The sequence below is a fragment of the Nocardia sp. XZ_19_385 genome, from assembly GCF_015355755.1.
GTDB lineage: Bacteria > Actinomycetota > Actinomycetes > Mycobacteriales > Mycobacteriaceae > Nocardia.
In genome coordinates, this window is sequence record NZ_JACVEE010000002.1 from 1,066,132 (window position 1) to 1,092,781 (window position 26,650).

Genomic DNA, 26,650 nt, shown 5'->3' on the forward strand with positions numbered 1-26,650 from the left:
TCTATGGGCGGCCGTAGATGGAGTTGACCCATTCGCCGAGCTGATTGTCGTCCAGGTGCTTGGCCAGGTCGGCTTCGCTGATCATGCCGACGAGCCGCTTGTCCTCGTCGATCACCGGTACGCGTTTGACGCGGTGGCCTTCCATTTCGTCGAGCACCTCCTCGACGTCGGCGTCGGCGGGAACCCAGCGCGGGGTGGCCTCGCAGAGGTCGGCGGCCTTGGTGGCGCCGGGGGACTTGCCCTGGGCGACGCACTTCACGACGATGTCGCGGTCGGTGATGATGCCGCGCATGCGCTCGTTGTCGTCGGAGACGATCAGGCATCCGACGCCGAGTTCGGCCATGAGCCGCGCGGCTTTGCCGACGGTGTCGTCCATGGAGATCCAGTGCGCGCCGGGACGCATGATGTCGCGGGCAGTGGTCATGGGGCTACCTCCTGGTTGCGGTTGACGCATTCGGATGAGCAGCCCCATTCTCCAGCGGGTCACTGTGTGGAGTCTGAGTTTTCCAGAAAGTAGCTGTACGCCCAGAGCGGAAGTGTCACGGCGGGCCGAGAACGCCGACTGAGATGGTGATTGTGGCGGTCTTGGACAGTGGAGCGCCGGTTGCCGGAGATTGTCCGAGGATGCGTCCCACGCTGCCCGTGTCGAAGGTGCCCTGCGGCTGCTGGACGATCTGGCTCGCGCTGCCGGTCCAGCCCTTCGAGCGCAGCACCTCCACGGCCTGGGACGGCGTCATGCCGGTCACGCTGGGCATGGTGATCTCGCCACTGGACACCTGCACGGTCACCTTGGAGCCCTTATCGGCCTGGGTGCCGCCGGACGGGCTGGTCGAAAGCACCTCACCCTTCGGCTTGGACGACGGGACCTCTTCGATGCTGACCGTGAAACCGGCGCTGCCCTCCAGGTTCGGCTGGGCCAAGCTGATGTCCTGGCCGACGACCGAGGGCACCCGCACCTTCTCCGGCCCGTCGCCGAGGGTGACGATGATGGCCTCGTCGAGATCGACCTTGGAACCCGCCGAGGGTTCGGTGCCGATGACCTTGTCCTTCTCCTGCTGACTGGACGGCTTGCGCTGCACGTTCGGATCCATGCGCAGGCCTTGCGAATTGAGCACCTGCTCGGCCTGCTGCTGCGTCATCCCGTCCAGCCGGGGCACCGGCACCTGCTGCGGCCCCGTGGAAACCACCAGGGTGACGGTGCTGCCCTTGTCGATGCGGGAACCACCCAGCGGCTGGGTGGCGATCACATTGCCCTGGGCGATCTTGCCGTCCGGCTTCTGCTCCACCGCGACGTTGAAGCCGAGCTTCTGCAGCGCATCCTTGGCCTGGGACTGCGATTTGTTCGAAAGATCCGGAATGGCAACCTGATCCGGCCGGCTGCCCGGGCCGATCAGCACCCAGAACAGGGCGAACGCCACCGCCACCGCGGCCGCGACGCCCACCGCGAGCCAGGTGCGCCGGGGGCCGCCGGGATCGGTGGCCTCCTGCTCGGCGGTGTCGTCCCGGCGCTCCACCATGCGGTAGCCGCGCGAGGAAGGCTCATCGGAGTCGAAGACGGTGGTGCGGTCTTCGTCGGTCATCACCATCGGCGCGCTGGGCTTCTGCCCACCGAGCACCCGGATCAGGTCGGCGCGCATCTCGGCCGCGGTCTGATACCGGTTGGCCGGGTTCTTGCTCATCGCCTTGAGGATCACCGAGTCGAGCTCGCGCGGGACGCCGGCGTAGACGTGCGAGGGCAGCCGCGGATCCTCGCGGACATGCTGGTAGGCCACCGCGACCGGCGAGTCACCGGTGAAAGGCGGTTCGCCGGTGAGGATTTCGAAGAGCACACAGCCGACGGAGTACACGTCCGAGCGCGCGTCCACGGTTTCACCGCGGGCCTGCTCGGGCGAAAGATATTGCGCGGTACCGATTACGGCCGCGGTCTGGGTCATCGGGTTGGAGCTGTCGGCGAGGGCGCGCGCGATGCCGAAGTCCATCACCTTCACCGCGCCCGCGCGGTTGATCATGATGTTGGCGGGCTTCATATCGCGGTGCACGATTCCGGCCTTGTGGCTGAAATCCAGTGCGGCACAGACGTCGGCGACGACCTCCATCGCGCGGCGCGGCGGCAGCGGGCCCTTGCCGCGCACGATATCGCGCAGGGTGTCGCCGTCGACGTACTCCATCACGATGTAGGGCAGCGGGCCGCCGTCCACCTCGGCCTCGCCGGTGTCGTACACCGCGACGATGGCCGGATGGTTCAGTGCGGCCGCGTTCTGCGCCTCGCGCTTGAAACGCAGATAGAACGTGGGGTCACGCGCGAGGTCCGCACGCAAGACCTTGATCGCGACATCGCGGCTCAGCCGCAGGTCACGGGCCTTGTGAACCTCGGACATACCGCCGAATCCGATGATCTCGCCGAGCTCGTAGCGAGAACCGAGATTCTTCGGGGTCGTCATTGTTGTCCTTGTGAAGGAGTAGGCACGCTACGAGTGGAGGAGGGGCCTCGAGCACCGGGGCTATCCGGAAATGGTAAGTCGAGGGTGGGGAAGTACGGGGGCCGGTCGGTGGTCGTCTTGCCCGTCTTCGTGGTGCTCGGGACCGGCGTCGTCGTCGGCGGTTTGGTGGTGGTCGTCGGCGGTTCCGTGGTGGTCGTCGGCGGTTCGGTCGTGGTAGTCGGCGGCACCGTGGTGGTCGGCGGCGGCGCCGTGGTGGTAACCGGCGGCGGGGGCGGAGCCGGCCGCGTCGTCGTGGTGACCGGCGGCTTGGTCGTGGTCGGCGGGACCAGCGTGGTGGTCACGACGGGACGATCCGGCTGCGGATTGGTGTCGCCGCCGAACGCCAGCCAGGCGGCGGCGCCGCCGAGCAGGAGCGCGCCGATGCCGAGGCCGATGAGCCACTTCTGGGTATTGGTGAGACCGGCGGGCTTGGGCGGCGGGGTGGCCGTGCTGCCCGGGTTCATCGCCGTCGCCGGCGCACCGTAAGTGCTTGCGGCGGCGCCGTTGTAGGGCACGGTCGGGCCGTCCTGCTGTGGCGCGGGCAGGATCACCGTCGGGCCGGGCGGCAGCACCCGGGTGGCGCCCTCGGTGAACGGACCGGTCCCCGTGGCGGCCGCGCCCTTCGGCTCCGGCGGGCGATGACCCGCACGCACCGCGGCCACCGCGTCGGCGAACTCGCCGCCGCTGGCATAGCGCTGCTTCGGGTCTTTGCGCATGGTGATCTCGATGAGCTCACGCACGTTCGGCGGTAAGTCCGACGGCATCGGCGGCGGATCATCCCGGACATGCTTCATCGCCACGGTGATCGCGCCGTCGCCGGTGAACGGGCGCTGACCCGCCAGCGCCTCGTAGCCGACCACGCCGAGCGAGTACACGTCACTGGAGGAGGTCGCGTCCTCGCCGACGGCCTGCTCCGGCGCGATGTACTGGGCGGTGCCCATCACCATGCCGGTCTTGGTGACCGGTGAGGCGTCCACGGCCTTGGCGATACCGAAGTCGGTGATCTTCACCTGACCGGTCGGCGTCACGAGAATGTTGCCCGGCTTCACATCCCGGTGCACCACGCCGGCGGCATGGGCCACCTCGAGCGCGCGCCCGGTCTGCTCCAGCATGTCCAGGCCCTGCACCACCGAGAGCCGGCCGAGCCGGTTCAGCACCGTGTTCAGCGGCTCGCCCTGGACCAATTCCATGACCAGGTAGGCGGTTTCACCCGCGGACGGGTCGTAGGTCTCGCCGTAGTCGTAGATCCCCGCGATGCCGGCAGCGTTCAGCAGGGCGGTGGTTTTGGCCTCGGTGCGGAACCGGTGCCGGAAGGTGGGATCGGCGGAGAACTCCGCCTTGAGCACCTTCACCGCGACCCGGCGATCCAGGCGGGTGTCGAGAGCCTCCCAGACCTGACCCATTCCGCCCGTGGCGATGAGCCGTTGCAGGCGGTAGCGGTCGGCGATCAGCGCGCCGTTGTTCAGCATCGGGGACTCCGTACATTCACTCGCACAGTCATATCGTTCAGCCCCCTCGCAGACCGGCGTCCAGCACGGCCCTCGCGATCGGCGCGGCCACGGAACCGCCGGTGGCGGCCAGCGCCCGGTCGCCGCCGTTCTCCACGATCACCGCGATGGCGATGGTCGGGTTCTGCGCCGGGGCGAAGGCGATGTACCAGGCGTGGGGCGGCGTATTGCGCGGATTCTCGCCGTGCTCGGCGGTTCCGGTCTTGGACGCGATGGTGTAGCCGCGGTTCTGCTGACCGCCCGCGGTGTTCTGCTCCGAAGCGATCATCATGCTGGTCAGCTGGGAGGCGACCGGGGCGCTCACGGCCTGGCCGACCGAGACCGGCTTGGTCTTGGACAACTCGCTGAGGTCCGGAGCCTGCAGCGAATCGACCAGGTATGGCTCCATCCGGACGCCGCCGTTGGCGACGGTGGCGGCGATGACCGCGTTCTCCAGCGGAGTCAGGGCCACGTCGCGCTGCCCGATGCTGCTCTGCGCCAGCGCCGCGTTGTCGGGAATCGAACCCACGGTGGATTCGGCGACCGGGATCGGGATGCCGCGGCTCGGGCCGACGCCGAACGCGGCGGCGGCGTCCTTGAGGTTGGATGCGCCGATCTTCTGGCTGAGTTCGGCGAAGGCGGTGTTGCAGGACAACCGGAACGCGTCGTACAGCGAGGCGGTGCTGCCGCTGCCGCAGTGCGAGCCGTTGTAGTTCTCCAGCGTGGTTTTCGTGCCGGGCAGTTCGATCTGATTGGCGGCGGTGAACTGGTCCTCCGGGGTCGCGATGCCGTCCTGCAACGCGGCCGCGGTGGTCACCACCTTGAAGGTGGACCCGGGCGGATAGGTCTGGGAGACAGCGCGGTTGAGCATCGGCTTGGACTTGTCCCGGCTCAGTTCCTCCCACGCCTGGGTGCCGCGCGCGCCGTCGTGCCCGGACAGCAGGTTCGGGTCGTAGCTGGGCGTGGAGACCATGGTGAGGATCTTGCCGGTGCTGGGCTCGATCGCGACGACCGAACCGGTATAGCCCTTGGCGGTCAGCTGGTCGTAGGCCACCTGCTGCATCGTCGGGTTGAGCGTGGTGAGCACGTTCGCGCCGCGCGGGTCGCGGCCGGAGATCATGTCGATGAGCCGGCGCCCGAACAGCTGGCTGTCGGAGCCGTTGAGCACCGAATCCTCGGCCTTCTCCAGCCCGTTGCTGCCGTACTGCATCGAGTAGAAGCCGGTGACCGGGGCGTAGGCGGCCGGCTCGGTCGGGTAGGTGCGCAGGTACTTGTAGCGGTCGTCGGTGGCGACCGAACTGGCCATGACGGTGCCGCTCGCGGAGATCTGGCCGCGCTGGCGCGAGTACTCGTCGAGCAGCACCCGGGAGTTGCGCGGATCGTGGCGCAGGCTGTCGGCCTTCCCGAAGGGGCCGATGGAGACCTGCACGTAGGTGGCGTTGATCAGCAGCGCGACGATCATTAGCATGACCGCGACGGCGACCCGCCGTAGGGGAGTGTTCATTCCTGCGGCCTCGCATCCTTGCGGAACAGCTCGGTCGGGGCATCGGCGAGGGGCGCCGCGGGTTCTTTCTTCCGGGCCGGCGCCGGTGCGCGGGCCGCGTCCGAGATCTTGATCAGCAGGGCCAGCAGCAGATAGTTGGCCAGCAGCGAGGAGCCGCCGTAGGACATGAACGGCGTGGTGAGACCGGTCAGCGGAATCAGTTTGGTGACACCGCCGACCACCACGAACAGCTGGATCGCCATGGTGAACGCCAGCCCGGCGGCGAGCAGCTTGCCGAAGCTGTCGCGCACGGCCAGGGCGGTGCGCAGGCCGCGCACGATGAACACCAGGAACAGCACCAGCACCGCGGTCAGCCCGATCAGGCCGAGCTCCTCACCGATGGTGGTGACGATGAAGTCGGTCTTGGCGAAGGGCACCTGGTTGGGCCGGCCGTTGCCCAGGCCGGTGCCCGCCAGACCGCCGGTGGCCAGGCCGAACATCGACTGCGAGATCTGGTAGCCGGTGTTGTTGTAGTCCGAGAACGGATCCAGCCAGGTGTGCACGCGCACCCGGACGTGACCGAAGGCGTTGTAGGCGAAGACGAATCCGATGGCGAGCAGCCCGCCGCCGATGACCAGCCAGCCCACCCGCTCGGTGGCGATGTAGAGCATGACCAGCACGGTGGAGAAGATCAACAGTGAGGTGCCGAGGTCCTTTTCCAGGACCAGCACGCCGATGCACACGATCCACACCGCGAGGATCGGCCCGAGGTCGCGGGCGCGCGGGAACTCCATGCCCAGCATGTGCCGCCCGGCGGTGGTGAACAGATCGCGCTTGGCCACCAGCACCGAGGCGAAGAAGATGATCAGCAGGATCTTGGAGAACTCACCGGGCTGAACGCTGAAGCCGGGCAACCGGATCCAGATCTTGGCGCCGTTGGTCTCCGAGTACGCGCTGGGCAGCAGCGCCGGAATCATCAGGGCGACAAGGCCGATCAGCCCGAGGGTGTAGCTGTAGCGGGCCAGCGTGCGGTAATCGCGCAGGATAGCGAGCACCGCGATGAACCCGATGGTGCCGAGCGCGGTCCACATGATCTGCGGGCTGGCATCGGGGGAGGGGACCGTCCACGAGTTGTAGCGGGCGTTCTGTGCCGCGCCGAGATCCAGGCGATGGATCAGCACCAGCCCGATCCCGTTGAGCACCGCCACAATCGGCAGCAGCAACGGGTCGGCGAACGGCGCGAACCGGCGCACCGCGAGATGGGCCACCCCGAACAAACCCAGGTAGGCCGCGCCGTACTTGGCGATATCCCAGGAGACCGACTGCTCCTGGCTGGCTTCCACCAGAAACAGCGACACCGTCGTCAGCAAGGCCGCGAACGCCAGCAGCAGCAGTTCCACGTTGCGCCGGGTGGACGGCGGCGGCGCGGGCGCGAAGCCGCCTGGCGGACTGGGATAGGCCCCAGCGGACGGCGGTGACGGTGCGGACATCAGTCCGTCACCCGGCAGTTCTCCCCCGGCGTCTGGGGGGTCGCCGACGTGGACGTCGGCGCGGTGGGGTCCACCTTCGTCGGTGTCTTGATGTCGGTACCCCGGGTCTCCCCAGGAGTCGGTTCGGCCGGGGGCGCCGGGGCGGTGGTGGTCGCGACCGGGTTCGGCGTGGTGGTCGGAGCGTCCGCGGGCGGGGCCGGCTCGGTGGAGGTCGGCGGCACGACACCGGGCTGCGGCACCGATTCCTTGGGCGTGCACACCGGCAGCAGCTGCTGGGAGGCCAAGCGCCGCATCTGGCTTTCGGCATCGTTGAGCGAACCCGGCGGCAGACCCTGGTTGACCTGATTGCGTCCGGTCTGGGTGAGATCCTCGACCTCGAGCGCGCGGCACCCGGCGGGCAGCGTGGTGCCCGTCTTCAGAATGGTGAGCTCACCGTTCTTGCTCACACAGCCGATGGTGTCGACCTCGTGGATCGAATAGCCGAGCACCGAACCCGGAAGTCCGCGCAGAATCACCACTTTGCCGCCGTCGGCGGCCACGTAATAGTTGTTGCGCACCATCTTGTAGCCGACCAGCAGGCCGACGCCGACCGCGAGCACCAGGCCCAGCGACAGCAGGATCCAGCGGAGCTTGTGCGATCTCGCCGGCGGCTCCGGTTCCGGAGTTGCGCTGGCCCGGCGTGGCGGCGCGGCCCGCGGGGGGCGCATCGCGGCGGCCCGGCCGGCCGCGGTGTTCGGCGGGGGCGTGTCCTCGTCCTGACCGGAGGCGGCGCCCGCCACGATCGGATGACTCTGCCCGTAATCGAGATCGATGACGTCGGCGACGACCACGGTGACGTTGTCCGGGCCGCCGCTGCGCAGCGCCAATTCGATGAGCCGGTCGGCGCATTCGTCGGTGCTGCCCTCGCGCAGGGTGTTCGCGATGGTCTCATCGCTCACCACATCGGAGAGGCCGTCGGAGCACAGCAGATAGCGGTCGCCCGGGCGGGCCTCCCGCATGATCAGCGTCGGCTCGATCTCGTTGCCGGTGAGCGCGCGCATGATCAGCGAACGCTGGGGATGGGTGTGCGCCTGCTCCGGGGTGATCCGGCCCTCGTCCACCAGCGACTGCACGAACGTGTCGTCTCTGGTGATCTGGGCCAGCTCGCCACCGCGCAACAGGTAGGCCCGGGAATCGCCGATATGGGCGAGACCGAGCTTGTTGCCGGCGAACAGGATCGCGGTGAGCGTGGTGCCCATGCCGTCGAGTTCGGGCTCCTCCTCGACCTGATCGGCGATCGCGGCATTGCCCTCGTGGATCGCGTGGTCGAGCTTGCCGAGCAAGTCGGTGCCGGGCTCGTCGTCGTCGAGATGAGCCAGCGCGGCAATCATCAACTGGGAGGCGACTTCACCGGCGGCATGGCCGCCCATGCCATCGGCCAGCGCGAGCAACCGGGCGCCCGCGTACACGGAATCCTCGTTGTTGCCTCGCACGAGGCCGCGGTCGCTGCGCGCTGCGTAGCGGAGAACAAGTGTCACGATCGGAGCTCGATCACTGTCTTGCCGACACGAACCGGGGTGCCGAGCGGAACACGGACGGCGGTGGTGACTTTCCCGCGGTCGAGATAGGTGCCATTGGTCGAGCCGAGGTCTTCGACGTACCAGTCGTCACCACGCGGGGAAAGTCGCGCATGCCGGGTGGAGGCGTAATCATCGGTGAGTACCAGCGTGGAATCATCCGCGCGCCCGATCAGCACCGGTTGGGTGCCGAGCGTGATGCGCGTGCCGGCGAGTGAACCTTGAGTCACCACAAGATATTTGGCGCCCTTCTGGCCGCGGCTGAAGGAAGGCAGCACCGCGGAACCGCGTGCGGCCCTGGGCTGGATCCGGATGCCGGAGGCCGCGTAGATGTCGCTGCGCAAGGTCCGCAGGACCGCCCATACGAACAGCCATAACAGCAAAAGGAACCCCGCACGGGTCAACTGCAGGATCAATCCCTGCACGGCGTTCCACCTCCTGTTCGACCGTGTGTCTGTCGGTGCCGCCGCGTAGGTGCTGATTCGCCCCCACCCGGCCTGCTGGTCTTGCCCGGTCCCATGACGGTGCCGCGCGTAGGCAGCATCATAGGGCCGTCAGTCGATTTCGATCACGATACGACCGCAGAACCGCTGTTCGCACACGTCATGTCGTGATCTGGACGCGAGCTTACGGGATCAGACGATTCGGATCAGGATCTCGGAATGCCCGGCGCGGATGACATCGCCGTCGGCGAGCTGCCAATCCTGCACCGGCGAGCCGTTGACCAGGGTTCCGTTGGTGGAGCCCAGATCCGAGAGCATCGCGGTCTGGCCGTCCCAGCGGACCTCGATGTGGCGGCGCGAAACACCGGTGTCGGGCAGGCGGAAATGCGCGTCCTGGCCGCGGCCGATGATGTTGCTGCCCTCCCGTAGCTGGTAGGTGCGGCCGCTGCCGTCATCCAGCTGCAGGGTGGCCGAATAGCCCGAACCCGCCGGGGCCGCACCGGAATACGGGGCGGGCGCGGAATAGCCGGGCTGGGCGCCGTAACCGGCCTGCTGCGAGTAGGCCTGGCCGTAGCCGCCCTGCTCCTCGGCGTAACCCTGTTCGCCGTAACCGGGTTCGGCGTATCCCGGCTGGCCATAGCCCTGCTGCTGGCCGTATCCGGGCTGGCCGTAGGCCGGCTCCGCATAGCCCGGCTCGCCGTAGGCGGGCGCCTGCCCGTAGTCGGCCTGGCCGTAGCCCGGCTGCTGGCCGTAACCGGCGCCGCCCTGGCCGTAACCGGGCTCCTGGTAACCGGCCGGCTGCTGGCCGTAACCCTGTTCGCCATAACCTTGCTGGCCGTAACCGGGAGCGCCCTGGCCGTAGCCGGGCTCCTCATAACCGCCCGGCGCCTGATAACCACCCGGAGCCTGGTAGCCGGCCGGCTGGCCGCCCTGCTGCTGGTAGTCGTAGCCGTTCTGATAATCGCTGTAACCCTGCTGGCCCTCGGGCGCGCGATAGTTGTCCGCGCCGGCCTCGTAGGGTGCGCGGTACTCCTCGCGATAGGCGCCGTTGGGCGGGTTGGGCCGCCCCGCCGGCGGCGGTGCGTACCCGCGATTGCGTGGATCGGACTCCGCGGGCTCACGGCTCGGGTCGTAGCCAGAGTTCTGCGTCATGGGGCCAGCTCCTGGTTGCGGGTTTGCAGGTCGTTGTGGCGAGGGTTCCGGGCGTTGAGCTGGTGTAGCTCCGCTGCCGGCGTCGGGATCGACCCGGCCGCGTGCCCTGAACTGTCCGGTGTGCAGCGTAGGTGATGCCTCGAACGCTACGTGTACTTCGCCGTAGGTCTGCCACCCCTGATCGCGGATGTAGTCCTGGAGATGTTTGGCGAACGCACGGGTCGTGAGTGTGTGATCGGCGTCGAGTTTGCCGTGATCGGAGGAGTTGATGGTGATCACATAATCGTTCGGCGCCAGCAGATGTCCGCCGCCCACATCCTCGATGTGCTCGGAGGCTTCGCGCTGCAGCGCCGCCTCCACCTCCTTGGGCACGACATTGCCACCGAAGGCGCGGGCGAAGACATCGTCAACGGTGCCGCGCAGTCGAGCTTCGAATCGCGAAACGATGCCCATCCCCGGCCTCCCTTCGTCGAACGTCTTCCCCGAGTCATTGCCCATTTCATAACAACGACACGCACACATGGCGTGTCGTGTGTCGACCACGTTCATTGCATGATATCCACGATCGTCCACACCTGTAACTCCTGGAAACTCTGGCTGGTTCCCACCGCCCCCAGGAGTCATCAACGATATCGCTGAACAGGCGATTTCGTTTCCGAGACGCACCCGTGATAAGTTCTTCCAGTCGCTCGGGCGAGTGGCGGAATGGCAGACGCGCTGGCTTCAGGTGCCAGTGTCCTTCGGGACGTGGGGGTTCAAGTCCCCCTTCGCCCACCACCAAACGTCGAAGGCCCATGCTCATGGAGAGCATGGGCCTTTTTCGTTTGGTGACTTGTGGGGGCCGAGCCCCCACACCCCAGCCGGAGGGGCTTCGCCCCCCGGACCCCCCACAACCACCCCTCCGACTGTGGTCCTGGATGTGCGCATTTGGTCTCGTTTTGGTTGTGGAGTGAGATCGGGCGTGGCGTTTGTGGGGCGGTAACTAGAACGCGTTCCTGTTAGGGTCGAGTGCGTGGGCTCATCCTGATCGGCACCACGGCTGCTGCTTACAACCCCGCGCAGAAAGCGGGGTTCGAGAACGTCCTGATGGGGCAGTGGGTCGAGGGGACAGGGGCGCTGGAGTCGTTGTGTTCGTCGATCGCGGCGGCGCAGGTTGGTGGGGACCCGGAGCGTCATCGGGAACCGTGGGTGCGGGAATGGGTTGGGGGCGATCGGGCCCGCTGGCGGCTTGCTGTGCGCTGCTTGATCGACCGTCAGAGCATCGAGTCGCATGTGCCCGAAATCACCGCGCCGGCTCTGCTCATGCGGGGGTTCGGGGATCAAGTGCTCACCGAGGACGTGATGTCCGCGCTGCGGGGCCAGCTCGGCGGGGAGACCCGGCTCGAGACGATCACCGCTGACGGCGTCACTCATATGTGTACCTGGACCAATCCCGAACTGACGGATCCGGTCATCCGGAAGTTCCTCGACGAGTTACCCGCCGAACTGCCTGGCTGATCCGCTCATCCGGCGGTGAGTACGCAGCGGGTGCCCTCGTAGATGGTGGGCATGCAGCGGTTGCAGTGGGTACAGGGGGAGACGGTCTGGTCTTCGGCGCGTAGCTGGTTGATCAGGTTCGGGTCGTAGAGCAGGGCTCGGGCCATGGCGACGAATTCGAAACCGCTGGTCATGGCGGCGTCGATGGCGGTGCGGGAGGCGATGCCGCCGAGCAGGATCAGGGGGAGGTTCAGGGCGGCGCGGAAGTCCATCGCCTTCTCGAGGAGGTAGGCCTCGCGGTAGGGGTAGGTGCGCAGGAACTTTCGGCCGGCGACGCGGATGCCCCAGCGCTGCAGCGGCGGGAACTGCGCGGCGAACTCACGCAGCGGTACGTCGCCGCGGAACAGGTACATCGGGTTGCGCAGCGAACTGCCGACGGTGAGTTCGAGGGCGTCCAGGTTGCCGTCGGCCTCCAGCCACCGCGCCACGGTCCGGCTCTCCTCGCCGCGGAAGCCGCCGCGCACGCCGTCGTCCATATTGAACTTGGCGAGTACCGCGATCGAGTCGCCGACTTCGCGGCGCACCGCGTCGGCGGTCTGGCGGACCAGGCGGGCGCGGTTTTCCAGGCTGCCGCCGTAGCTGTCGGTGCGCTTGTTCTCCAGCGGGCTCAGGAACGAGCTGAGCAGGTAGTTGTGGCCGAAATGCAGTTCGACGGCGTCGAATCCGGCCCGCACCGCCAGCCGGGCGGCGCCGGCGTGCGCGTCGATGACGCGGCGCAGATCGGTTTCGGTGGCGGCGTGGGTGAATCGCATGCCGAGCGGATTGAACTGGCGGCCCGGCGCGAGGGCGGGTAGCCGATTGGAGGCCGCGTTCGCGACCGGGCCCGCATGTCCGATCTGGGCGGAGACGGCGGCGCCTTCGGAATGCACCGCGTCGGTGAGCTTTTGCAGGCCCGGCACCGCGTCCGGGCGCATCCAGATCTGGTGCCGGTCGGTGCGTCCTTCGGGAGCGACCGCGCAGTAGGCGACGGTAGTCATGGCCGCTCCGCCCGCCGCGACCCTGCGGTGGAATTCGATGAGTTCGTCGGTCACCAACGCGTCCGGGGTGCGGCCCTCGAAAGTCGCCGCTTTGATGATCCGGTTGCGCAGGTGGACCGGTCCGAGCATGGCGGGGCCGAACGGATCAGGCGACATGCAGTCACAGTAGAACGTGTTGCACTCGCCCGCCGGGGAATTCGGCGTCGTAAACCGTTGCTTCCTCGTAAGAACCTGTTCTAGTTTGGGGCATGCGCAGATATGAGGGCCGTCGAGTGCTGGTGACCGGAGCGGGGTCGGGAATCGGACAGGGCATCGCCCTGCGCCTACTCGACGAAGGGGCCCAGCTGATCGCCGCCGACATCGACGAGGCGGGCTTGCAGGCCACCGCGGACAAGGCGGGCGACGCGACCGAGCGGCTGCGGACCGTGCGGGTGAACATCGCGGACCCGGCCTCGGTCACCGCGGGCGTCGCCGAGGGTCTCGAATTCCTCGGCGGCCTCGACGTTCTGGTGAACGCGGCCGGCATCCTCAAACCCGCGCGCACGCACGAGATGCCGCTGGACGCCTGGAACCAGGTCATCAGCATCAACCTGACCGGCACCTTCCTGATGACCCAGGCCGCGCTGCCCGCGCTGCTGGATTCCGGGAACAGCTGCGTGGTCAATCTGTCTTCCACCGCGGCCACCAACGCCGCGCCCTACCTCGCGGCGTACGCGGCGTCCAAGGGCGGCGTCAACGCCTTCACCCACGCCATCGCGCTGGAGTACGCCAAGCAGGGCCTGCGCGCGGTGAACATCCTGCCCGCCGGCATCACCAGCGGGATCACCACCAAGTCGATCCTGGATCAGCCCGACGGCGCCGACTGGAAACTGTTCGCCCGCTTGACCGGCTGGCTCAACGGCGGCGCGCTCGGCAGCCCGGACGACATCGCCGGCGTGGTCGCCATGGTCGCCTCCGACGACGGCCGCTACATGACCGGCTGCGAGATCCGCGTCGACGGCGGAGCGGCCATGTAGCTCACTTCGGTGTGGCGATCAGCAGATGCGTGGGAATCGGGCGGCCCGGGAGCTGCCGGTGTTCGACGGCGCAGCCCGCGCGTTCCAGTGCGGCGCTCACCTCGGCGACCGGCCGGAGGGTGAATCCGTAAGCGGTGAACGGCATTTTCGTCATCGCCTCGGGGTCGCCGATGCCGATCACCAGCTTGCCGCCGGGGCGCACGGCACGGGCGAGTTCCGCGCAGGCCGCGTCCAGGTCCGGCACGAAATAGATGGTGTTGACGGTAATGGCCGCGTCCAGGCTGTCGTCGTCGAACGGCAGGGCGGTCATCGATCCTTCGCTGAGTCGCAGGCGGCCCGCGCCGATTTCGCGCGCGAAACTCGAACGTGCCCGGGCCAGCATGTCCGGGGAGATTTCGACGCCGTGCACGGTCGTGCCGTCGCGGGCGAGCAGGAGCTCGAGCCCCACACCGCCGCCGAAACCGATATCGGCGACGGTCGCGCCGGTGGCCGCGCCGGCTGCGGCTTCGATGAGGCCCCGGTTTCCGCGGTTGAGGATGAAGGCGACCCCCTTACCCAGCACGCCGTGGGGATTGCCGAGCTGACCGGCGAGGGTGGACAGGACTTTCGCGCGAACACCAGGCATGTCGCCCATCGTAGGGAGCTGCGGCACGGCGGGCTTGGACGAATTGAACTGGCAATGGTTCAAATACTGTTGCGGCAGGCGCCGGTCGGGTTGGATCGGCACGGATGTCTACGACTCGACCTCGAAAGCTGATCGCCATGCGTTCCCCCCTTATCCTGCTCGCCGCCTGTGCGCTGGCGCTCGCGCCGACCGGTACGGCGCAGGCCGCCGGGTGGGGGCCGCTGGCGCCGCCGAATCCGCATCTCGGACCGGTGGGCACGTCGACGATGCATGGGGACGCGGGGTCCTCGGACGCGACGCCGCTGGCCGGGCCGGGGCCGGGGCATATTTCGGTGGCCGCGTACCCGCTGGCTTTGGCCTGCCCGACGTTGTTGCAAGGGGTCGACGGATTGGTGGTGGCACTGTGCACCGCGATCGTCGGACAGCATCCGACCGTGCACCTGCTCGATCCGGCGAACAACAGTCCGATCGGGACCTCGCTCGCCTCGCTGGAATTGGCGAAAGGCAGTCTGCTCGGCGGGGTTTACGCGTATCTGGACAACAGCGATCGTCTGGTGGCGGTGGATGGCGACCGAAAACTGTTGCGAATCGGGCATTCCCGGGAATCCGGGCACTGGCGCCTGACTGTGGACAACTCCACTGATCTGTCCGGGGTAATTCCGGTGGGCGACAACGTGACCGGGCTGGTGCCCGATTGGTCCGGGAATGTGTGGTTTGCGACCGGTAAGGGTGTAGTCGGTCTGGTTACGCCATCCGGTGCGGCAGCAACCATCGGGCTGCCCGCGGGTGAGCAAGTGGCAAACAGTATTTCGGCCGCGCCGAGCGGCCGGGTCGGCGTGGCTACTACCCATGCGCTCTACGAGCTGCGTGCCGATGCGAGCGCACGACCCGAAATCCTGTGGCGCGCTGCCTATGAACGGGGCGCGGCGCGGAAACCGGGTCAGCTCAGCTGGGGGACCGGTTCGACGCCTACCTATTTCGGGCCGGTCACCGGAGCCGATTATCTGACCATCGTCGACAACGCCGACAGCCAGGTGCGTGCACTGGTGTACCGCTCCGGCAGCGGCGAGCTGGTGTGTTCGCAGCCGGTGCTCACCAAGGGCGGTGCGGGCAGCGAGAATTCGCCGATCGGGATCGGGCGGTCGTTGTTCGTGGCGAGCACCTACGGATACCCGTATCCCGCGGTGCCGGAAGATGCGGGGCCGGCGGTGCCCGCGAGCGCGCCGTTCACCGGCGGGATGACCCGGGTCGATGTGGAGGAAAACGGTTGCCGCACCGTCTGGGAGAACACGGTGCGCAGTGCCGCGGTGCCACATCTATCCACAGCCGACGGCAATCTCTACACAGTGAGCCGGGTGGGGCTGAATACCACCACACCGCTCGACGGTTATGCGTTTACCGTGCTGGATCCCGAGACCGGCGTGGTGCTTTCGAATCGGCCACTGCCGGGCACGATCGTCGATGACCCGCTGCAGACCTCGCCGCTGATCACCACCGGCGCGCGCCTGCTGCAGGGCACGATCACCGGAATCCTGCGCATCAGCTGAACTTTCGCCCGCATCCTGTGGATATCTGGGGCAGCCCTGTGGAATTCGGCCGTGCCGGCAGGGAAAGCGCTGGTAGAGCGCGGGTGCCGGGGCTCGGGCACGGACGGCCGGTGAAATGGGGGATCTCGCGGCGGCGCCGGCGCCGGGAAAGGTCGCGTTTGTGCCGTTCGCCGGATGTACGCGAGCCTGTGGATATCTGGGGTCAAATTGTGGATAACAGTTGTGGGTCCCCGGTGTTTGCGCTGGCTGTGGCGACGTGGCCGGGGCTGGGGAAGGAAAGCCGCTGTGCTGCGCAGGCTGTGCACACGGCGTTGGCGCAACTGCGCCGCGCTCCCGTTTCCGCGCTGGTGGCGGGTGGTTTCCGCGCTCGCTGTGGAGATCAGCGCAACTATGCACAGTGGAGCCCCGCTCTGTGGATTGCGTACCGGCGGGCCGCGCGTTCGATGCTCCGGACGGGTTGTCCACAGGCGAGTTGTCTCGGTGCTGGCCGTGCCGGTTGCGGGGCCCTGGAAACTCGGTTGAGGCGAAGATCACACTGCCGGCCGGAGTAGCGGTTGTGCTGCTGTTCGACCTGGATCGCGGCACCGGGGCCACGGCATTTCTGTAACTGGTTATCGTTGGGTTGAGGCTGTCTGGAGTATGTCCAGAAGTAAAACCCTAGGCGCGCATCTTGCAAATTGCCCGATAAACAAACTTGGAGTCGCTTTCCTTTCGTCCGCAATCCAGCTACTCGATTAGCAACCCGGAAATCGCAGGTCGAGAGGCCTGATGTGGATGAGTGTGAGTAGCAGCGGATGCATGGCAAATCAATCCGGCAACGGCTGTCGCGTTTGGTGCGGCTGGCGCTATCGATATTCGTAACCAGTAAAGCTCCGTGCTCAGGGCCGCTCGCAAGGCCCCTGGCAGGACAGCCATGGGTTAGCTGGATGAGTGAAAAACCCTGTGCTCACCAGGGTTTGCTGGCGGGCTGCTAAATACGCTTGACATCCGTGCAGGGGGTTGCGTAGGGGTAACGATTGTGTAGAGTTAACGCCAACGCTGGCCGCAGCTGAGCTGGACTCGCTGCGGCCAGCGGAACTCAAATGGGGGGTTCCGAAACCGCGCTGTTACCGGCGTTGCTACCGCGTCTCCGGCCCCGCATCGCTCAGCGTGTGCTCGGCGTTGTCTGCCAAGGGTTGTCGAGCGTCTCCAGCACCGGGTTGCTGTCCTCCGCGAGCACCGCGCGCCGGCCCAGGACGAACACATACACCAGAAACAGGATCTCCGCGAGGAATCCGATTCCGATCCGCATCGAGCCGGGCAGCCCGCTCGGCGTCACGAAACCCTCCAGCAGACCGGACACGAACAACACAGCCACCAGACCCAGCGCGATCGTTGCGGCGGCCCGGCCCTGTCTGGCGACCGCCTCCAACCGGCTCAGCCGGCCCGGATCGATCAGCGTCCACCCCAGCTTCAGGCCCGCGCCACCGGCCACGAAAACCGCCGTCAGCTCCAGCATCCCGTGCGGCAGGATGTAGCCGAAGAACGCGTCCAGCCGCCCGGCCTCGGCCATCAGGCCCGCGGTGATGCCGACATTCACCGCGTTCATCACGAGCATGTAGACCACGGGCAGGATCAGCACGCCGGTGAACAGGCAGACGGCACTCACCCAGGCGTTGTTCGTCCAGACCTGCGCCGCGAACGCGTCGTTCGGATGCTCGGTGTAATAGGTCTCGAACTTGCCGCCGGGCGCGGTGATCGCGGTGTTGTCCGCCGGAATGCCGAACAGCTCGCGCGCTGCACCCGACCCGCGCACCCATTCGGCGATCCCGGCCGTCAGCAACACGAACAGCGCGCCCGCGGTCGCCCACCACACCCAGGTCCGATAGACCGCGGCCGGGAACACCTGCGTCCAGAACCGGCCGAACTCGGCCCACGGATCGGACTTGGTGCCCAGCACCTTGCCGCGGGCGCGGGTCAGTACCGCGCTCAGCCCGGCGATGAGTTCCGGCTCCGGACTGTGCGACTGGAGCCGGGCCAGCTGCTGCGAGGTGCGCCGGTACAGCGCGACCAGTTCCTCCGCTTCCGCACCGGTGAGTTTCCCCCGCCGGGACAGGTGATCCAGGCGGTCCCAGGACCGCCGGTGCATGACGCTGTAGGCGTCCACGTCCATTTCGGTTGCCTCCCATACCGCCGATGGGAAGAATGCTAGTCACATGGCTGAATTCACTACCGGGGAAGCGGTCTCGTTAGAGCTTCCGATCGCCCGGATCCCCACCAGGGCCACCGCGTTCCTTCTCGACGTGCTGGTCCAGCTGATGCTGGGCTTCTTCGCGCTGATCGCGGTCGCCATCACCCTCGAACAGCTCGACGCGGGCGACGCGTGGGAGGCGGCGATCATGCTGTTGACCGTGGTCGCCATTCTGGTCGGCTACCCGGTCGCCTGCGAAACCCTCACCCGCGGCCGCACCCTCGGCAAGCTGGCGGTCGGTCTGCGCGTGGTCCGCACCGACGGCGGCCCGATCGATTTCCGGCACGCCCTCACCCGCGGCCTGGGCGGCGCCATCGTCGACTTCTGGATCTTCGGCGGCTTCGGCGCGATCGCGGTCATCACCTCGATCTGCTCGCCGAACGCCCGCCGCGTCGGCGACGTCCTCGCGGGCACCGTCGTCGTGCACGCCCAGCAGCCGCTGCCCCGCCCAGCCCTCGCCGTCGCCCCGCCGTGGCTGGCCGGGTGGGTTACCCAGCTCGATCTCACCGGCATCCCCGAGGATCTGGCCCTGGCGATCCGGCAATACCTGACCCGCCTGCGAACCCTCACCCCCGCAACGCAATCCGGCCTGGGCCAGCAGCTCGTGCACGCCGTCTGCACCCGCCTCCAGGTTGCGGCCCCCGCGAACTATCCGCCGGTCCAGATTCTCGGCGCGATCATCGCCGAACGGCAGCGCCGGGCCCTGACACCGGCCGGCCCCAGCCTGGTGCGCACCGGCTAGCGAGCGCGGGCTACCCGGTGAACGGGGGAATGAACTCGCAGGGGACCGGGCGCGGGTTGGCCGGGTCGAGGGCGTTCAAGGCGAAGGCGGCGGCGCGGGGGCTGCCCGCGATGCCCGCGTGTTCGGAGAAGTCGGATTCGCAGCCGTCCTGGACGGTGATGTTGGTGGCGTTGGGGCCGGGGACCAGGCCGACGGTGTACGGCATGACGGCTTCGTCGTAACGGGTGGCGATGTTGGTGTAGGTGACGGTCGGGTCGTAGACGCCGTCGGCGTTCAAGGCGGCCAGGAAGCCGGAGCCGCCGAGCATGGTGGGGCACGCTTGGCACAGGCCGAGGGTGAGCATGGAGTCGACGGCCGCGGCGGGTGCGCCCAGCGCGCGGCCGAAGGCGCGGATCAGGTTGGTGCCGTCTTCCCAGATGCCGAGCCAGGGCGGGGCGATGCCGACGAACTTGTCGACCTTGCCGGCGCCGCCGAGGCGCTTGATGTAGTAGTTGCCGACGAAATTGCCCTGGGAATGGGCGACGATGTCGACGCGGTCGGCGCCGGTCGCGGCGCGCACACGGTCGATGAAAGCCGCTACCTGGGCGGCGCTTTCGGGGATCGGGCGCAGGCCGCCGATCTGGTTGAGCGGCCAGGGCGCCGGGTGCGCGCCGTAGGTGAGGGAGTAGACGCAGTAGCCCTCGTTGGCGAGCAGCGGTGCGTAGACACCCCAGTTGGTCTGGGCACCGCCGCCGGTACCGTGCACCAGCACAACGGGATTGGGGTGCGCGGCGGTGGGGCGGCAGGACCAGTCGTTCGAGCCCGGCAGGGATCCGTTCGGGTCGGTCAGTTCCGAGGGGATGCCGGAGAAGAAGTTGTAGTCCACCGGGAGTTCGGCCTGAGCGGGTGCGCTCGCCGCGGTCCACAGGGCCGCGAGCGCGGCGACGATCAGTAGTGGCTTCGGTGAGCGCCGGAACAACGCACGCATAATGGACCCTCCAGTCGGTTCTGCCCCGCAGAATCTAACTGGAACCGGTTCTAAATATGCGGGAAATCACCAACTGGGACAGTGCGATTCACAGGGATCCGGACTGCTTCAGTTCGAGGTATTCGTCGGCGAGTGCCGCGGGCAGCCGATCCGGGGACGCGGAGACCACCGCAATACCCATGCGGCGCAAGGACTCCTGGACCAACGCGCGTTCAGCCAGCACCGATTCGGCGGCGGCCGCGGTGTAGAGGTCGTCGAGGCGGTCCCGGCGGGTGGCGGCCGCGGCGATATCCGGGTCGGTGACCGAGACGATCAGGACGCGGTGCCGCACAGCCAGTACCGGCAACACCGGCAACAGGTTCTCCTCGACCGCGGCGCCGTCGAGGGTGGTGAACCAGACGACCAGGCTGCGGCCGCGGGCCCGCTGGATGACGGCGCGCACCAGGCCCGGGGCATCGGTGTCGACCAGGGCGGGCGTCACCCCGGCCAGCGCGTGCATCAACTTGAGCTGCAAGCGGCTTCCGCCGATGCCGCGCACCTCGGCGCGGACCTGACGGTCGTAGGCGAGCAGATCGACCGAATCACCTGCGGCACCGGCGATCCCGCCGAGCAGTAGCGCGGCCTCGATGCTCGCATCGAGGCGGGTGCCCTCGCCGACGCGGCCCGCGCTGATCCGCCCGGTGTCCAGCAGCATCATGACGTGCCGGTTGCGTTCCGGCCGCCACGTGCGCACCAGCACATCGGTCGCGCGCGCGGTCGCACGCCAATCGATGGAACGCACATCGTCACCGGCGACATACTCACGGAACGAATCGAATTCGGTGCCCTGGCCGCGGGTGTTCGCGACATTGCGGCCCTCGAGATGCTGCAATCGCTTCACCTTCGACCGCATCAGTCGTTCACTGCGGAACGGCGGCAGCGCCCGCACCCGCGCGGGCACGACCCGGCGAGTTTGCCTGCCCGCCAACCCGAGTGGGCCGAGCAGCCGCAGCGTCACCGGGCCCGCGACGCGGTCACCGCGATAGGTCGGCGTGAGGGTGGTGCGCAGCCGCACCATCGTGTTGGGCGCCAAATGGATTCGGTGCCGCCGGTTCCGGGTGCGCGCGCTGTCCGGCCAGTCGTCCCACAGGTAGCCGCGCACGGTGCGGTTCCCGGTGTTGGTCACCACGAGTTCCACCTCGACACTGCGATCCAGCCGGACCACGGTGAGCGGTTCGCGCGTCAGGGTCACCTCGCGGGCCCGCGCCACCCACCCCATATCGATCAGCAGCAACCAGCCCAGGATCGAGGTCACGAAGATGATCCCGCCCCAGCCGTGCAGGGCCGCGGCGACCAGCACCGCACCCAGCGCCGCGACGGCCGCCAGCCGTCCGGTGACGACCACGGCTACACCGGGACCGGGACCGACAGCAGCAGCGACGAGAGCACGCCCTCGGTCGTCACGCCGTCCAGTTCGGCCTCCGGCTTCAGCTGCAGCCGGTGCCGGAGTACCGCGGTAGCAACGTATTTCACGTCGTCCGGGGTGGTGAACGCGCGACCGTTCAACCAGGCGAAGGCGCGCGCGGCCGCCATCAGCGCGGTCGCGCCACGGGTCGAGGCGCCGTGCTGGACGGCGGGGGAGTTGCGGGTGGCCCGGCACAGGTCCACGGTGTACGCCAGCACCTCGGGGCTGATCGTCACCTGGGCGACCGCCGCCCGTCCGGCGTTGATGTGCGCGGGCCCGGCCACCGGACGCAGCCCGGCCGCGGTCAGATCACGCGGATCGAACCCGGCGGCGTGGCGCTGCAGAATGCGGAATTCGTCGTCCCGGCCCGGCAATTGGATGTCGACCTTGAACAGGAACCGGTCCAGCTGCGCCTCCGGCAGCGGGTAGGTGCCCTCCTGCTCGATCGGGTTCTGGGTGGCGATCACCACGAACGGGTCGGGCAGCAGCTGCGGCTTGCCGTCCACCGAAACCTGGCGCTCCTCCATCGATTCCAGCAGCGACGACTGGGTCTTCGGGGGCGTGCGGTTGATCTCGTCGGCGAGCAGCAGATTGGTGAACACCGGGCCGTGCCGGAAGGTGAACTCGGCCGAATGCGGGTCGTAGATCTGGGAACCGGTGACATCGCCCGGCATCAGGTCGGGGGTGAACTGCACCCGCGAGTGCTCCAGATCCAAGGCCGTCGCCAGCGCCCGCACCAGCAGGGTCTTCGCGACACCGGGCACACCCTCGAGCAGCACATGCCCGCGGCACAGCAGCGCGAGCACCAGATACATGACGGCCTGGTCGTTGCCGACGACCGCCTTGCCGATCTCGGCCCGCAGCGCGGCGAAGGCCTGCACGGCCTCCGCGGCGGTGGGGGTGTGGGTGGTGTCGGTCTGGGTCATCGGTCCCCTCCTCTGGGTCCGGCGGCGGCGCCGGCCGGTGTGCTGCTCGGTGTATCGGCCTCGATCAGATCGAGCACCGCGGCGACGATACGCAGCGTGTCGGTGTCGGGCACGGGCCCGTAGAGCGCGGTGCCGACCATGCGCTCGTCGGTGCCGGTGCGCGCGCTGACGGCGGCGATGACCTGTTCTGGTTTCGCGTCGGCGGGCACGCCCAGGAGCGGGCGGACCCGGCGCAAGGTGGCCGCGCGCAGTTTCGCCGCGACGTAGTCGTGGTCGCCGGAGCGCCGGTACAGCGCGGACTGCCCGGCGAGCAGTTCGTTCGCGGCGACCTCGACCGGGCGCGGTTCGCGGACCAGGGCGCCGCGGCGACGGGCCCGCCACCACGCCAGTGCGGCCCCGGCGATCAGGAATTGCAATCCGCCGAACGCCAGCCACGCGGGCAGGCGGGTGAAGATCGAGTCCTGGCCGGAGCAGAAGATCCAGCAGGTGTCGTCGTCCTCAGGCCGTTTCGGCGGCGGGATATCCGGCTGTTGCGGCGGTTTCGGCGCGGGTGGCGTGCCGAGCGCGTTGAGCGCGCCCCACAGCACCAAGGCCAGCGCGATCGAAGCCAGCACGCCGGCCCAGAATTTCGGGTTCCGCAGCAGTCGGGGAACCGCGGGTAGCTCGCGGCGCTTACGTGCGCCGACCTCGACCGGGTCGGTCTCGACCGGTCCCTTCTTGGGTCCTGGTGCGGCCTGTGAGTATCGGTCGGCGAGTTCGAGCCGCCGGTATTCGTCCTCGGTGGCGCTGCGGCCGCCGTAGACGACCTCGTCGAAACTGCGTGCCGCGGGCTGGATCTCGGTGGTCACCTCGAGCGGTAGCGCACCCGAGACGTCCTGAGCCGTTTCGTCCGCGGTGCGCGAACGCCGGACCTCGAGCACGCCGCCCTGTTCCAGGCCGCGCACCATGGCCCGGAATCGCTCCCGCAGCGCACGGTCGTAGTCACGATTCGCGGCGGCGGCATCGGCCGCGCCGCGGTGCTGGGCGGCCGAGCCCAGCGGCGGGATCTCGGGCGCGGGGTCTTCCGCCGGGGGCCGCCAGAATTCGATTTCGACGGGATCGCTCATCGCACTTGCTCCGGGATTCGGATGTCGAGACCCTCACGGCGGCAGCGCAGGTCGAGGTAGGACACCACCCGCGTCGCCGATTCGACCAGCTCACCGAACGCGAGGAACAGCAGCATTGCGGAGGTGGTCAGCGTGACCACCGTCCACATGCGGGTACCGGAGAAATCGGCGATGAACAGCCCCAGGCCGAGCAGCGGAAGCATCAGCAGAAGCAACAGCCCGCGATGCGCCAGCCACAAACCGGTGAGCGACCATTCCTTCCCGGCGACAAGCAGTTTCGTGCGACCTGCGGCCGTGGTCCGGTCGGCCCGTTCGGCGAAGATCACCGGCACGGCGACATAGTGCCGTACCCGCCATCGGCCGACGAAGGGCACACCGAAGAACGCGAACAGCACCAGCAGGGTGATCCCGAGCGCGGGGACGGCATTGAGCAGTAAGCAGAAGGCTATGAAGGTCACGGCCCAGATCAGCGTGTAGGGCAGTTCGAACAGCGCCATCGGCTGCACGACAGACCCCATGCGATCCAGCGCGGCCCGCCACCCGATCCGCCGCCCGGCGACATCGGCCAGCCCCAGCGCGACGGTCGTCCCACGGAGTAGGAAGCGCAGCGCCCACGCGGCAAGGACTGTGGACAGGACCGCGGCCCACCAGATGCCGTCATCGGATCCGTCGGTCAGCGTCGAAACACCCACGGTGACGGCCATGACGAAGATCTCGGCCACCACCAGCCCCGCCGCCGCGAGCCGGACCAGCGCCCCGATATTGGCCTGGACCAGCGCGAACGGTACGTCGAGCAGTTCACGGAAGGTCAACGGGCGCACCGGCACCGTCGGTCCTACTGACCCTGGTGCCGGATCGTCTTCCGCCCCGACGGCACCGGCCGGGTCGGCTGGTAACACGCGGCCGAGTCTAGAGCGTCCGCGCGGCTCCCGTCACCTCGGTAAACGCAGGTCCGGGCGGAGCGTCGGCCACGCAGCGGTCAGGCGGACGGAGAATCCGGCTGCCCGAGGAGGCGCGCGACGACCTGGCGGTACAGGGCGGGTTCCACCGGTGGCAGCCCCAGCAGAGCGCGGAGGTAGACGCCGTCGCCGACCAGGCTGACGATCTGGGCCTGGATCGGGTCGGGGATTTCGCTGTCCAGGCCCGCCTGCCACTTGGTCATCACCTCGTCGAGGGCGCGGTCGACCTCGTCCACGTCGCTGTCCTGCGGCCCGTCGAGGGTGCGCATGGCGGCGAGCATGGAGCGCTGCACCGCGATCTCCAGGGCGTCGTCCTCGTCATCCGGGTGCGGAGCTTGCAGGTACCACTCGGCGACCGATTTGCCCTCGGCGACGGCGGTTTCCAGCTGCTGATCGGAGCGTTCGCCGAGGCGTCGGACCAGGCCGGCGAGCAGGGCGTCCTTGGATTTGTAGTGGTAGAGCAGCCCGCCCTTGGAGACACCGGCCGCGGCGGCGACATTCTCCAGGGTCACCTGGGACATGCCCTTTTCCAAGAGCAGTGTCTCCAGTGCGTCGAGGATGCGGTCGCGGGTACTGGCGGGGTCGCGAGTCGTCACGATTTGTCACTGTACCGTCTGGACGGTAAATCTGATACTGTACCGGCTGGACGGTTCACCTCCGGAAGCAGAAGGAAAATGACCACCAAACCCACCGCCGCACCCGCCCTGAGCGCACCCGCTCCGGCCCGGGCCACCGCCCGCACCTGGGCCGGTCTCGGCGTCCTCGCACTCGCCCTACTGCTGATCGCGGTGGACGCGACCGTGCTCGACCTCGCGGTCCCCGCCATCAGCGCCGACCTGGCCCCGACCACCCCGCAGCTGCTGTGGATCATCGACGTCTACTCGTTCGTGCTGGCCGGCCTGCTGATCACCATGGGCACCCTCGGCGACCGCATCGGACGCCGCCGGCTGCTCCTCATCGGCGCCGCCGGATTCGGCCTGGCCTCGGCCCTGGCCGCCTGGGCGGTCAGCCCCGAAATGCTGATCGCCGCACGCGTGCTGCAGGGCCTGGCCGGCGCCACGCTGATGCCCGCGACCCTCGGCCTGATCCGCAGCATGTTCGCCGATCGGCGGCAGCGCACCATCGCCATCTCGGTGTGGGGTGCGATGGCGGGCTCCGGTTCCGCGCTCGGCCCCTTGCTGGGTGGCTGGCTGCTCGAGCACTACTGGTGGGGCTCGGTGTTCCTGGTGAACCTGCCGGTGATGGCCCTGCTGATCGTGCTCGCCCCGTTCCTGGTGCCGGAATCGCGCGACCCGAACCCGGGCCGCTTCGACCTGGCCAGCGCCGGACTGTCGATGCTGGCGTTGATCCCGATCGTCTACGCGGTCAAGGAGACCGCGGCGCACGGCTTCAGCTGGCTCGCGGTACTCGCCGCGGTGGTCGGTGTGCTGGCGGGCGCGATGTTCCTGCGTCGTCAGGGCCGCTTGGCCGACCCACTGCTCGACCTGGATCTGTTCCGGCGTCCCCCGTTCCGTGCGGCCGCGCTGACCAATCTGCTGTCGGTCTTCGCGCTCGCGGGCGTGCTGTTCTTCGGCTCGCAGTATCTGCAGCTGGTGCTCGGCCGCTCACCGCTCGAGGCCGGTGTTCTGCTGGTGCCCGGCATGGTGGGCAGCATCGCCGGTTCACTGGGCGCGGCTTGGCTGGTGCGCTACTGGCGTCCGGTGCACGTGCTGTGCGGAGCCCTGCTGGTGGCAGCCCTCGGCGCGCTGCTGTTCTTATTGCTGGGCGCTGATCCGTCGGCCGGAGTCACGCCATTCGTCCTCGGCTTCACCCTGATCGGCATCGGAGCCGGTGTGGCCCTGACGGTTTCGGCCGACATGATCATCAGCTCGGCCCCCGCCGAGCGCGCCGGCAACGCCGCCGCCATCTCGGAGACGGCCCTGGAAGCCGGTGTAGCCCTTGGTGTCGCGGTACTCGGCAGCGTCGTCATGGGCGTATTCCGGCACGGCTTGGACGCGTCCTCGGTCCCCGCCGCCCACTCCGGCGCCGCCCGCGAGTCCCTCGGCGGCGCGGTCGAAACCGCCCGCGTCCTACCAGAATCCGCCGCCACCGCCCTACTGGAATCGGCCCGCACAGCCTTCGTATCAGGCGTCCACTGGGCAGCCACCGGCACCACGGTCATCCTGCTCCTCACCGCGGTAATGGTGTACCGAGCGGCACGCGCCAAGACCTCGCCCGACTAGCCCGATCCCGCTGCACCCCGGCACATTTCGGCCAGGACGCAGTACGCACACCCTGAACCCCAAGATCATCAGGCACTGGTGGCGTGGCCTACTCGGGCGATGCCGCCACCAAGTCCTGATGATCTTGGGAAGGATCTCCGGGCCCCGGGGTTTGCTCGCATGTGCGCGTTGCGGGTGGTTGCCCTGATCATCAGGCACTGAGGGCGGGCCTACTCGGGCGATGCCGCCATTCAGGCCTGATGATCTTGAAAGTTGCCCGATT

Annotated in this window: 22 protein-coding genes and 1 tRNA gene; 6 read left to right on the top strand and 17 right to left on the bottom strand. The window is 68.3% G+C overall.

Translation table 11 applies throughout. The features are described from left to right. Position 1: 1 nt before the first annotated feature. From IBX22_RS17650 to IBX22_RS17685, 8 genes are all read right to left on the bottom strand, one after another. Positions 2-424: a CBS domain-containing protein gene (locus IBX22_RS17650; protein ID WP_194816642.1), complete on the bottom strand. Its 423-nt coding sequence runs from the start codon at positions 422-424 to the stop codon at positions 2-4. 115 nt (positions 425-539) lie between these two features. Further along, on the bottom strand, positions 540-2,441 hold the full coding sequence (gene pknB, locus IBX22_RS17655) for a Stk1 family PASTA domain-containing Ser/Thr kinase (RefSeq protein WP_194816643.1): 1,902 nt from the start codon (positions 2,439-2,441) through the stop codon (positions 540-542). Then, positions 2,438-3,949, bottom strand: coding sequence for a protein kinase (locus IBX22_RS17660; RefSeq protein WP_194816644.1), 1,512 nt, complete (start codon positions 3,947-3,949; stop codon positions 2,438-2,440). The genes pknB and IBX22_RS17660 overlap by 4 nt, the downstream gene beginning before the upstream one ends. Positions 3,950-3,986: 37 nt before the next feature. Continuing rightward, entirely contained in the window at positions 3,987-5,471 is a 1,485-nt protein-coding gene (locus IBX22_RS17665) for a penicillin-binding protein 2 (RefSeq protein WP_194816645.1), read from the bottom strand. Further along, positions 5,468-6,940: an FtsW/RodA/SpoVE family cell cycle protein gene (locus tag IBX22_RS17670; RefSeq protein ID WP_194816646.1), complete on the bottom strand. Its 1,473-nt coding sequence runs from the start codon at positions 6,938-6,940 to the stop codon at positions 5,468-5,470. The genes IBX22_RS17665 and IBX22_RS17670 overlap by 4 nt, the downstream gene beginning before the upstream one ends. After that, positions 6,940-8,457, bottom strand: a complete 1,518-nt coding sequence (locus tag IBX22_RS17675) for a PP2C family serine/threonine-protein phosphatase (protein ID WP_194816647.1) — start codon at positions 8,455-8,457, stop codon at positions 6,940-6,942. Before IBX22_RS17675 ends, IBX22_RS17670 begins: the two co-directional genes overlap by 1 nt. Further along, a complete protein-coding gene (locus IBX22_RS17680; protein WP_194816648.1) occupies positions 8,454-8,921 on the bottom strand; it encodes an FHA domain-containing protein in 468 nt (155 codons plus the stop codon). Before IBX22_RS17680 ends, IBX22_RS17675 begins: the two co-directional genes overlap by 4 nt. A gap of 210 nt (positions 8,922-9,131) precedes the next feature. Then, positions 9,132-10,544 carry a DUF3662 and FHA domain-containing protein gene (locus IBX22_RS17685; protein WP_194816649.1) on the bottom strand — a complete coding sequence of 471 codons (1,413 nt, stop codon included), beginning with the start codon at positions 10,542-10,544 and terminating at the stop codon, positions 9,132-9,134. Positions 10,545-10,782: 238 nt separating this feature from the next. On the opposite strand from IBX22_RS17685, the gene IBX22_RS17690 reads away from it, so the two are divergent. Both IBX22_RS17690 and IBX22_RS17695 read left to right on the top strand, forming a co-directional pair. Then, positions 10,783-10,868 (top strand) — tRNA-Leu (locus tag IBX22_RS17690). A 231-nt stretch (positions 10,869-11,099) separates the two neighbouring features. Then, positions 11,100-11,588, top strand: coding sequence for an alpha/beta fold hydrolase (locus tag IBX22_RS17695; protein WP_194816650.1), 489 nt, complete (start codon positions 11,100-11,102; stop codon positions 11,586-11,588). Positions 11,589-11,593: 5 nt separating this feature from the next. Here IBX22_RS17695 and IBX22_RS17700 read toward each other — a convergent pair whose 3' ends face one another. After that, positions 11,594-12,760, bottom strand: coding sequence for an NADH:flavin oxidoreductase (locus IBX22_RS17700; protein WP_194816651.1), 1,167 nt, complete (start codon positions 12,758-12,760; stop codon positions 11,594-11,596). 92 nt (positions 12,761-12,852) lie between these two features. On the opposite strand from IBX22_RS17700, the gene IBX22_RS17705 reads away from it, so the two are divergent. Then, a complete protein-coding gene (locus tag IBX22_RS17705) occupies positions 12,853-13,620 on the top strand; it encodes an SDR family NAD(P)-dependent oxidoreductase (RefSeq protein WP_194816652.1) in 768 nt (255 codons plus the stop codon). A 1-nt stretch (position 13,621) separates the two neighbouring features. Here IBX22_RS17705 and IBX22_RS17710 read toward each other — a convergent pair whose 3' ends face one another. Continuing rightward, positions 13,622-14,245, bottom strand: coding sequence for a class I SAM-dependent methyltransferase (locus IBX22_RS17710; RefSeq protein ID WP_194816653.1), 624 nt, complete (start codon positions 14,243-14,245; stop codon positions 13,622-13,624). Positions 14,246-14,382: 137 nt separating this feature from the next. Here IBX22_RS17710 and IBX22_RS17715 point away from each other — a divergent pair, with 137 nt between their 5' ends. Further along, positions 14,383-15,792, top strand: coding sequence for a hypothetical protein (locus IBX22_RS17715; protein ID WP_194816654.1), 1,410 nt, complete (start codon positions 14,383-14,385; stop codon positions 15,790-15,792). A gap of 1,144 nt (positions 15,793-16,936) precedes the next feature. On the opposite strand, the gene IBX22_RS17720 is transcribed toward IBX22_RS17715, so the two are convergent. Continuing rightward, positions 16,937-17,944, bottom strand: coding sequence for a stage II sporulation protein M (locus IBX22_RS17720; RefSeq protein ID WP_194816655.1), 1,008 nt, complete (start codon positions 17,942-17,944; stop codon positions 16,937-16,939). 43 nt (positions 17,945-17,987) lie between these two features. On the opposite strand from IBX22_RS17720, the gene IBX22_RS17725 reads away from it, so the two are divergent. Then, complete coding sequence (locus IBX22_RS17725; protein WP_194816656.1) at positions 17,988-18,764, top strand: RDD family protein; 777 nt, start codon at positions 17,988-17,990, stop codon at positions 18,762-18,764. A 10-nt stretch (positions 18,765-18,774) separates the two neighbouring features. On the opposite strand, the gene IBX22_RS17730 is transcribed toward IBX22_RS17725, so the two are convergent. The 6 genes from IBX22_RS17730 to IBX22_RS17755 all read right to left on the bottom strand — a co-directional run bounded on the left by IBX22_RS17730 (position 18,775) and on the right by IBX22_RS17755 (position 24,762). Next, positions 18,775-19,731 carry a triacylglycerol lipase gene (locus tag IBX22_RS17730; protein ID WP_194816657.1) on the bottom strand — a complete coding sequence of 319 codons (957 nt, stop codon included), beginning with the start codon at positions 19,729-19,731 and terminating at the stop codon, positions 18,775-18,777. An 88-nt stretch (positions 19,732-19,819) separates the two neighbouring features. Continuing rightward, on the bottom strand, positions 19,820-21,115 hold the full coding sequence (locus tag IBX22_RS17735; protein WP_194816658.1) for a DUF58 domain-containing protein: 1,296 nt from the start codon (positions 21,113-21,115) through the stop codon (positions 19,820-19,822). Between the two features lie 2 nt (positions 21,116-21,117). Beyond that, complete coding sequence (locus IBX22_RS17740; RefSeq protein ID WP_194816659.1) at positions 21,118-22,101, bottom strand: MoxR family ATPase; 984 nt, start codon at positions 22,099-22,101, stop codon at positions 21,118-21,120. Continuing rightward, positions 22,098-23,207: a DUF4129 domain-containing protein gene (locus tag IBX22_RS17745; RefSeq protein ID WP_194816660.1), complete on the bottom strand. Its 1,110-nt coding sequence runs from the start codon at positions 23,205-23,207 to the stop codon at positions 22,098-22,100. Before IBX22_RS17745 ends, IBX22_RS17740 begins: the two co-directional genes overlap by 4 nt. Then, entirely contained in the window at positions 23,204-24,106 is a 903-nt protein-coding gene (locus IBX22_RS17750; protein ID WP_309234656.1) for a hypothetical protein, read from the bottom strand. The genes IBX22_RS17745 and IBX22_RS17750 overlap by 4 nt, the downstream gene beginning before the upstream one ends. 80 nt (positions 24,107-24,186) lie before the next feature. After that, entirely contained in the window at positions 24,187-24,762 is a 576-nt protein-coding gene (locus IBX22_RS17755) for a TetR/AcrR family transcriptional regulator (RefSeq protein WP_309234657.1), read from the bottom strand. A 78-nt stretch (positions 24,763-24,840) separates the two neighbouring features. On the opposite strand from IBX22_RS17755, the gene IBX22_RS17760 reads away from it, so the two are divergent. Next, positions 24,841-26,388 (top strand): MFS transporter, encoded by a 1,548-nt coding sequence (locus IBX22_RS17760; RefSeq protein ID WP_194816661.1) that lies wholly within the window; start codon positions 24,841-24,843, stop codon positions 26,386-26,388. Positions 26,389-26,650: the final 262 nt, after the last annotated feature.

Coding starts and splice junctions, on each gene's coding strand:
- IBX22_RS17650 (WP_194816642.1), bottom strand. CDS start 424: ATGACCACTGCCCGCGACATCATGCGTCCCGGCGCGCACTGGATCTCC.
- pknB (WP_194816643.1), bottom strand. CDS start 2,441: ATGACGACCCCGAAGAATCTCGGTTCTCGCTACGAGCTCGGCGAGATC.
- IBX22_RS17660 (WP_194816644.1), bottom strand. CDS start 3,949: ATGCTGAACAACGGCGCGCTGATCGCCGACCGCTACCGCCTGCAACGG.
- IBX22_RS17665 (WP_194816645.1), bottom strand. CDS start 5,471: ATGAACACTCCCCTACGGCGGGTCGCCGTCGCGGTCATGCTAATGATC.
- IBX22_RS17670 (WP_194816646.1), bottom strand. CDS start 6,940: ATGTCCGCACCGTCACCGCCGTCCGCTGGGGCCTATCCCAGTCCGCCA.
- IBX22_RS17685 (WP_194816649.1), bottom strand. CDS start 10,544: ATGGGCATCGTTTCGCGATTCGAAGCTCGACTGCGCGGCACCGTTGAC.
- IBX22_RS17700 (WP_194816651.1), bottom strand. CDS start 12,760: ATGTCGCCTGATCCGTTCGGCCCCGCCATGCTCGGACCGGTCCACCTG.
- IBX22_RS17705 (WP_194816652.1), top strand. CDS start 12,853: ATGCGCAGATATGAGGGCCGTCGAGTGCTGGTGACCGGAGCGGGGTCG.
- IBX22_RS17710 (WP_194816653.1), bottom strand. CDS start 14,245: ATGCCTGGTGTTCGCGCGAAAGTCCTGTCCACCCTCGCCGGTCAGCTC.
- IBX22_RS17715 (WP_194816654.1), top strand. CDS start 14,383: ATGCGTTCCCCCCTTATCCTGCTCGCCGCCTGTGCGCTGGCGCTCGCG.
- IBX22_RS17720 (WP_194816655.1), bottom strand. CDS start 17,944: ATGGACGTGGACGCCTACAGCGTCATGCACCGGCGGTCCTGGGACCGC.
- IBX22_RS17725 (WP_194816656.1), top strand. CDS start 17,988: ATGGCTGAATTCACTACCGGGGAAGCGGTCTCGTTAGAGCTTCCGATC.
- IBX22_RS17730 (WP_194816657.1), bottom strand. CDS start 19,731: ATGCGTGCGTTGTTCCGGCGCTCACCGAAGCCACTACTGATCGTCGCC.
- IBX22_RS17740 (WP_194816659.1), bottom strand. CDS start 22,101: ATGACCCAGACCGACACCACCCACACCCCCACCGCCGCGGAGGCCGTG.
- IBX22_RS17745 (WP_194816660.1), bottom strand. CDS start 23,207: ATGAGCGATCCCGTCGAAATCGAATTCTGGCGGCCCCCGGCGGAAGAC.
- IBX22_RS17760 (WP_194816661.1), top strand. CDS start 24,841: ATGACCACCAAACCCACCGCCGCACCCGCCCTGAGCGCACCCGCTCCG.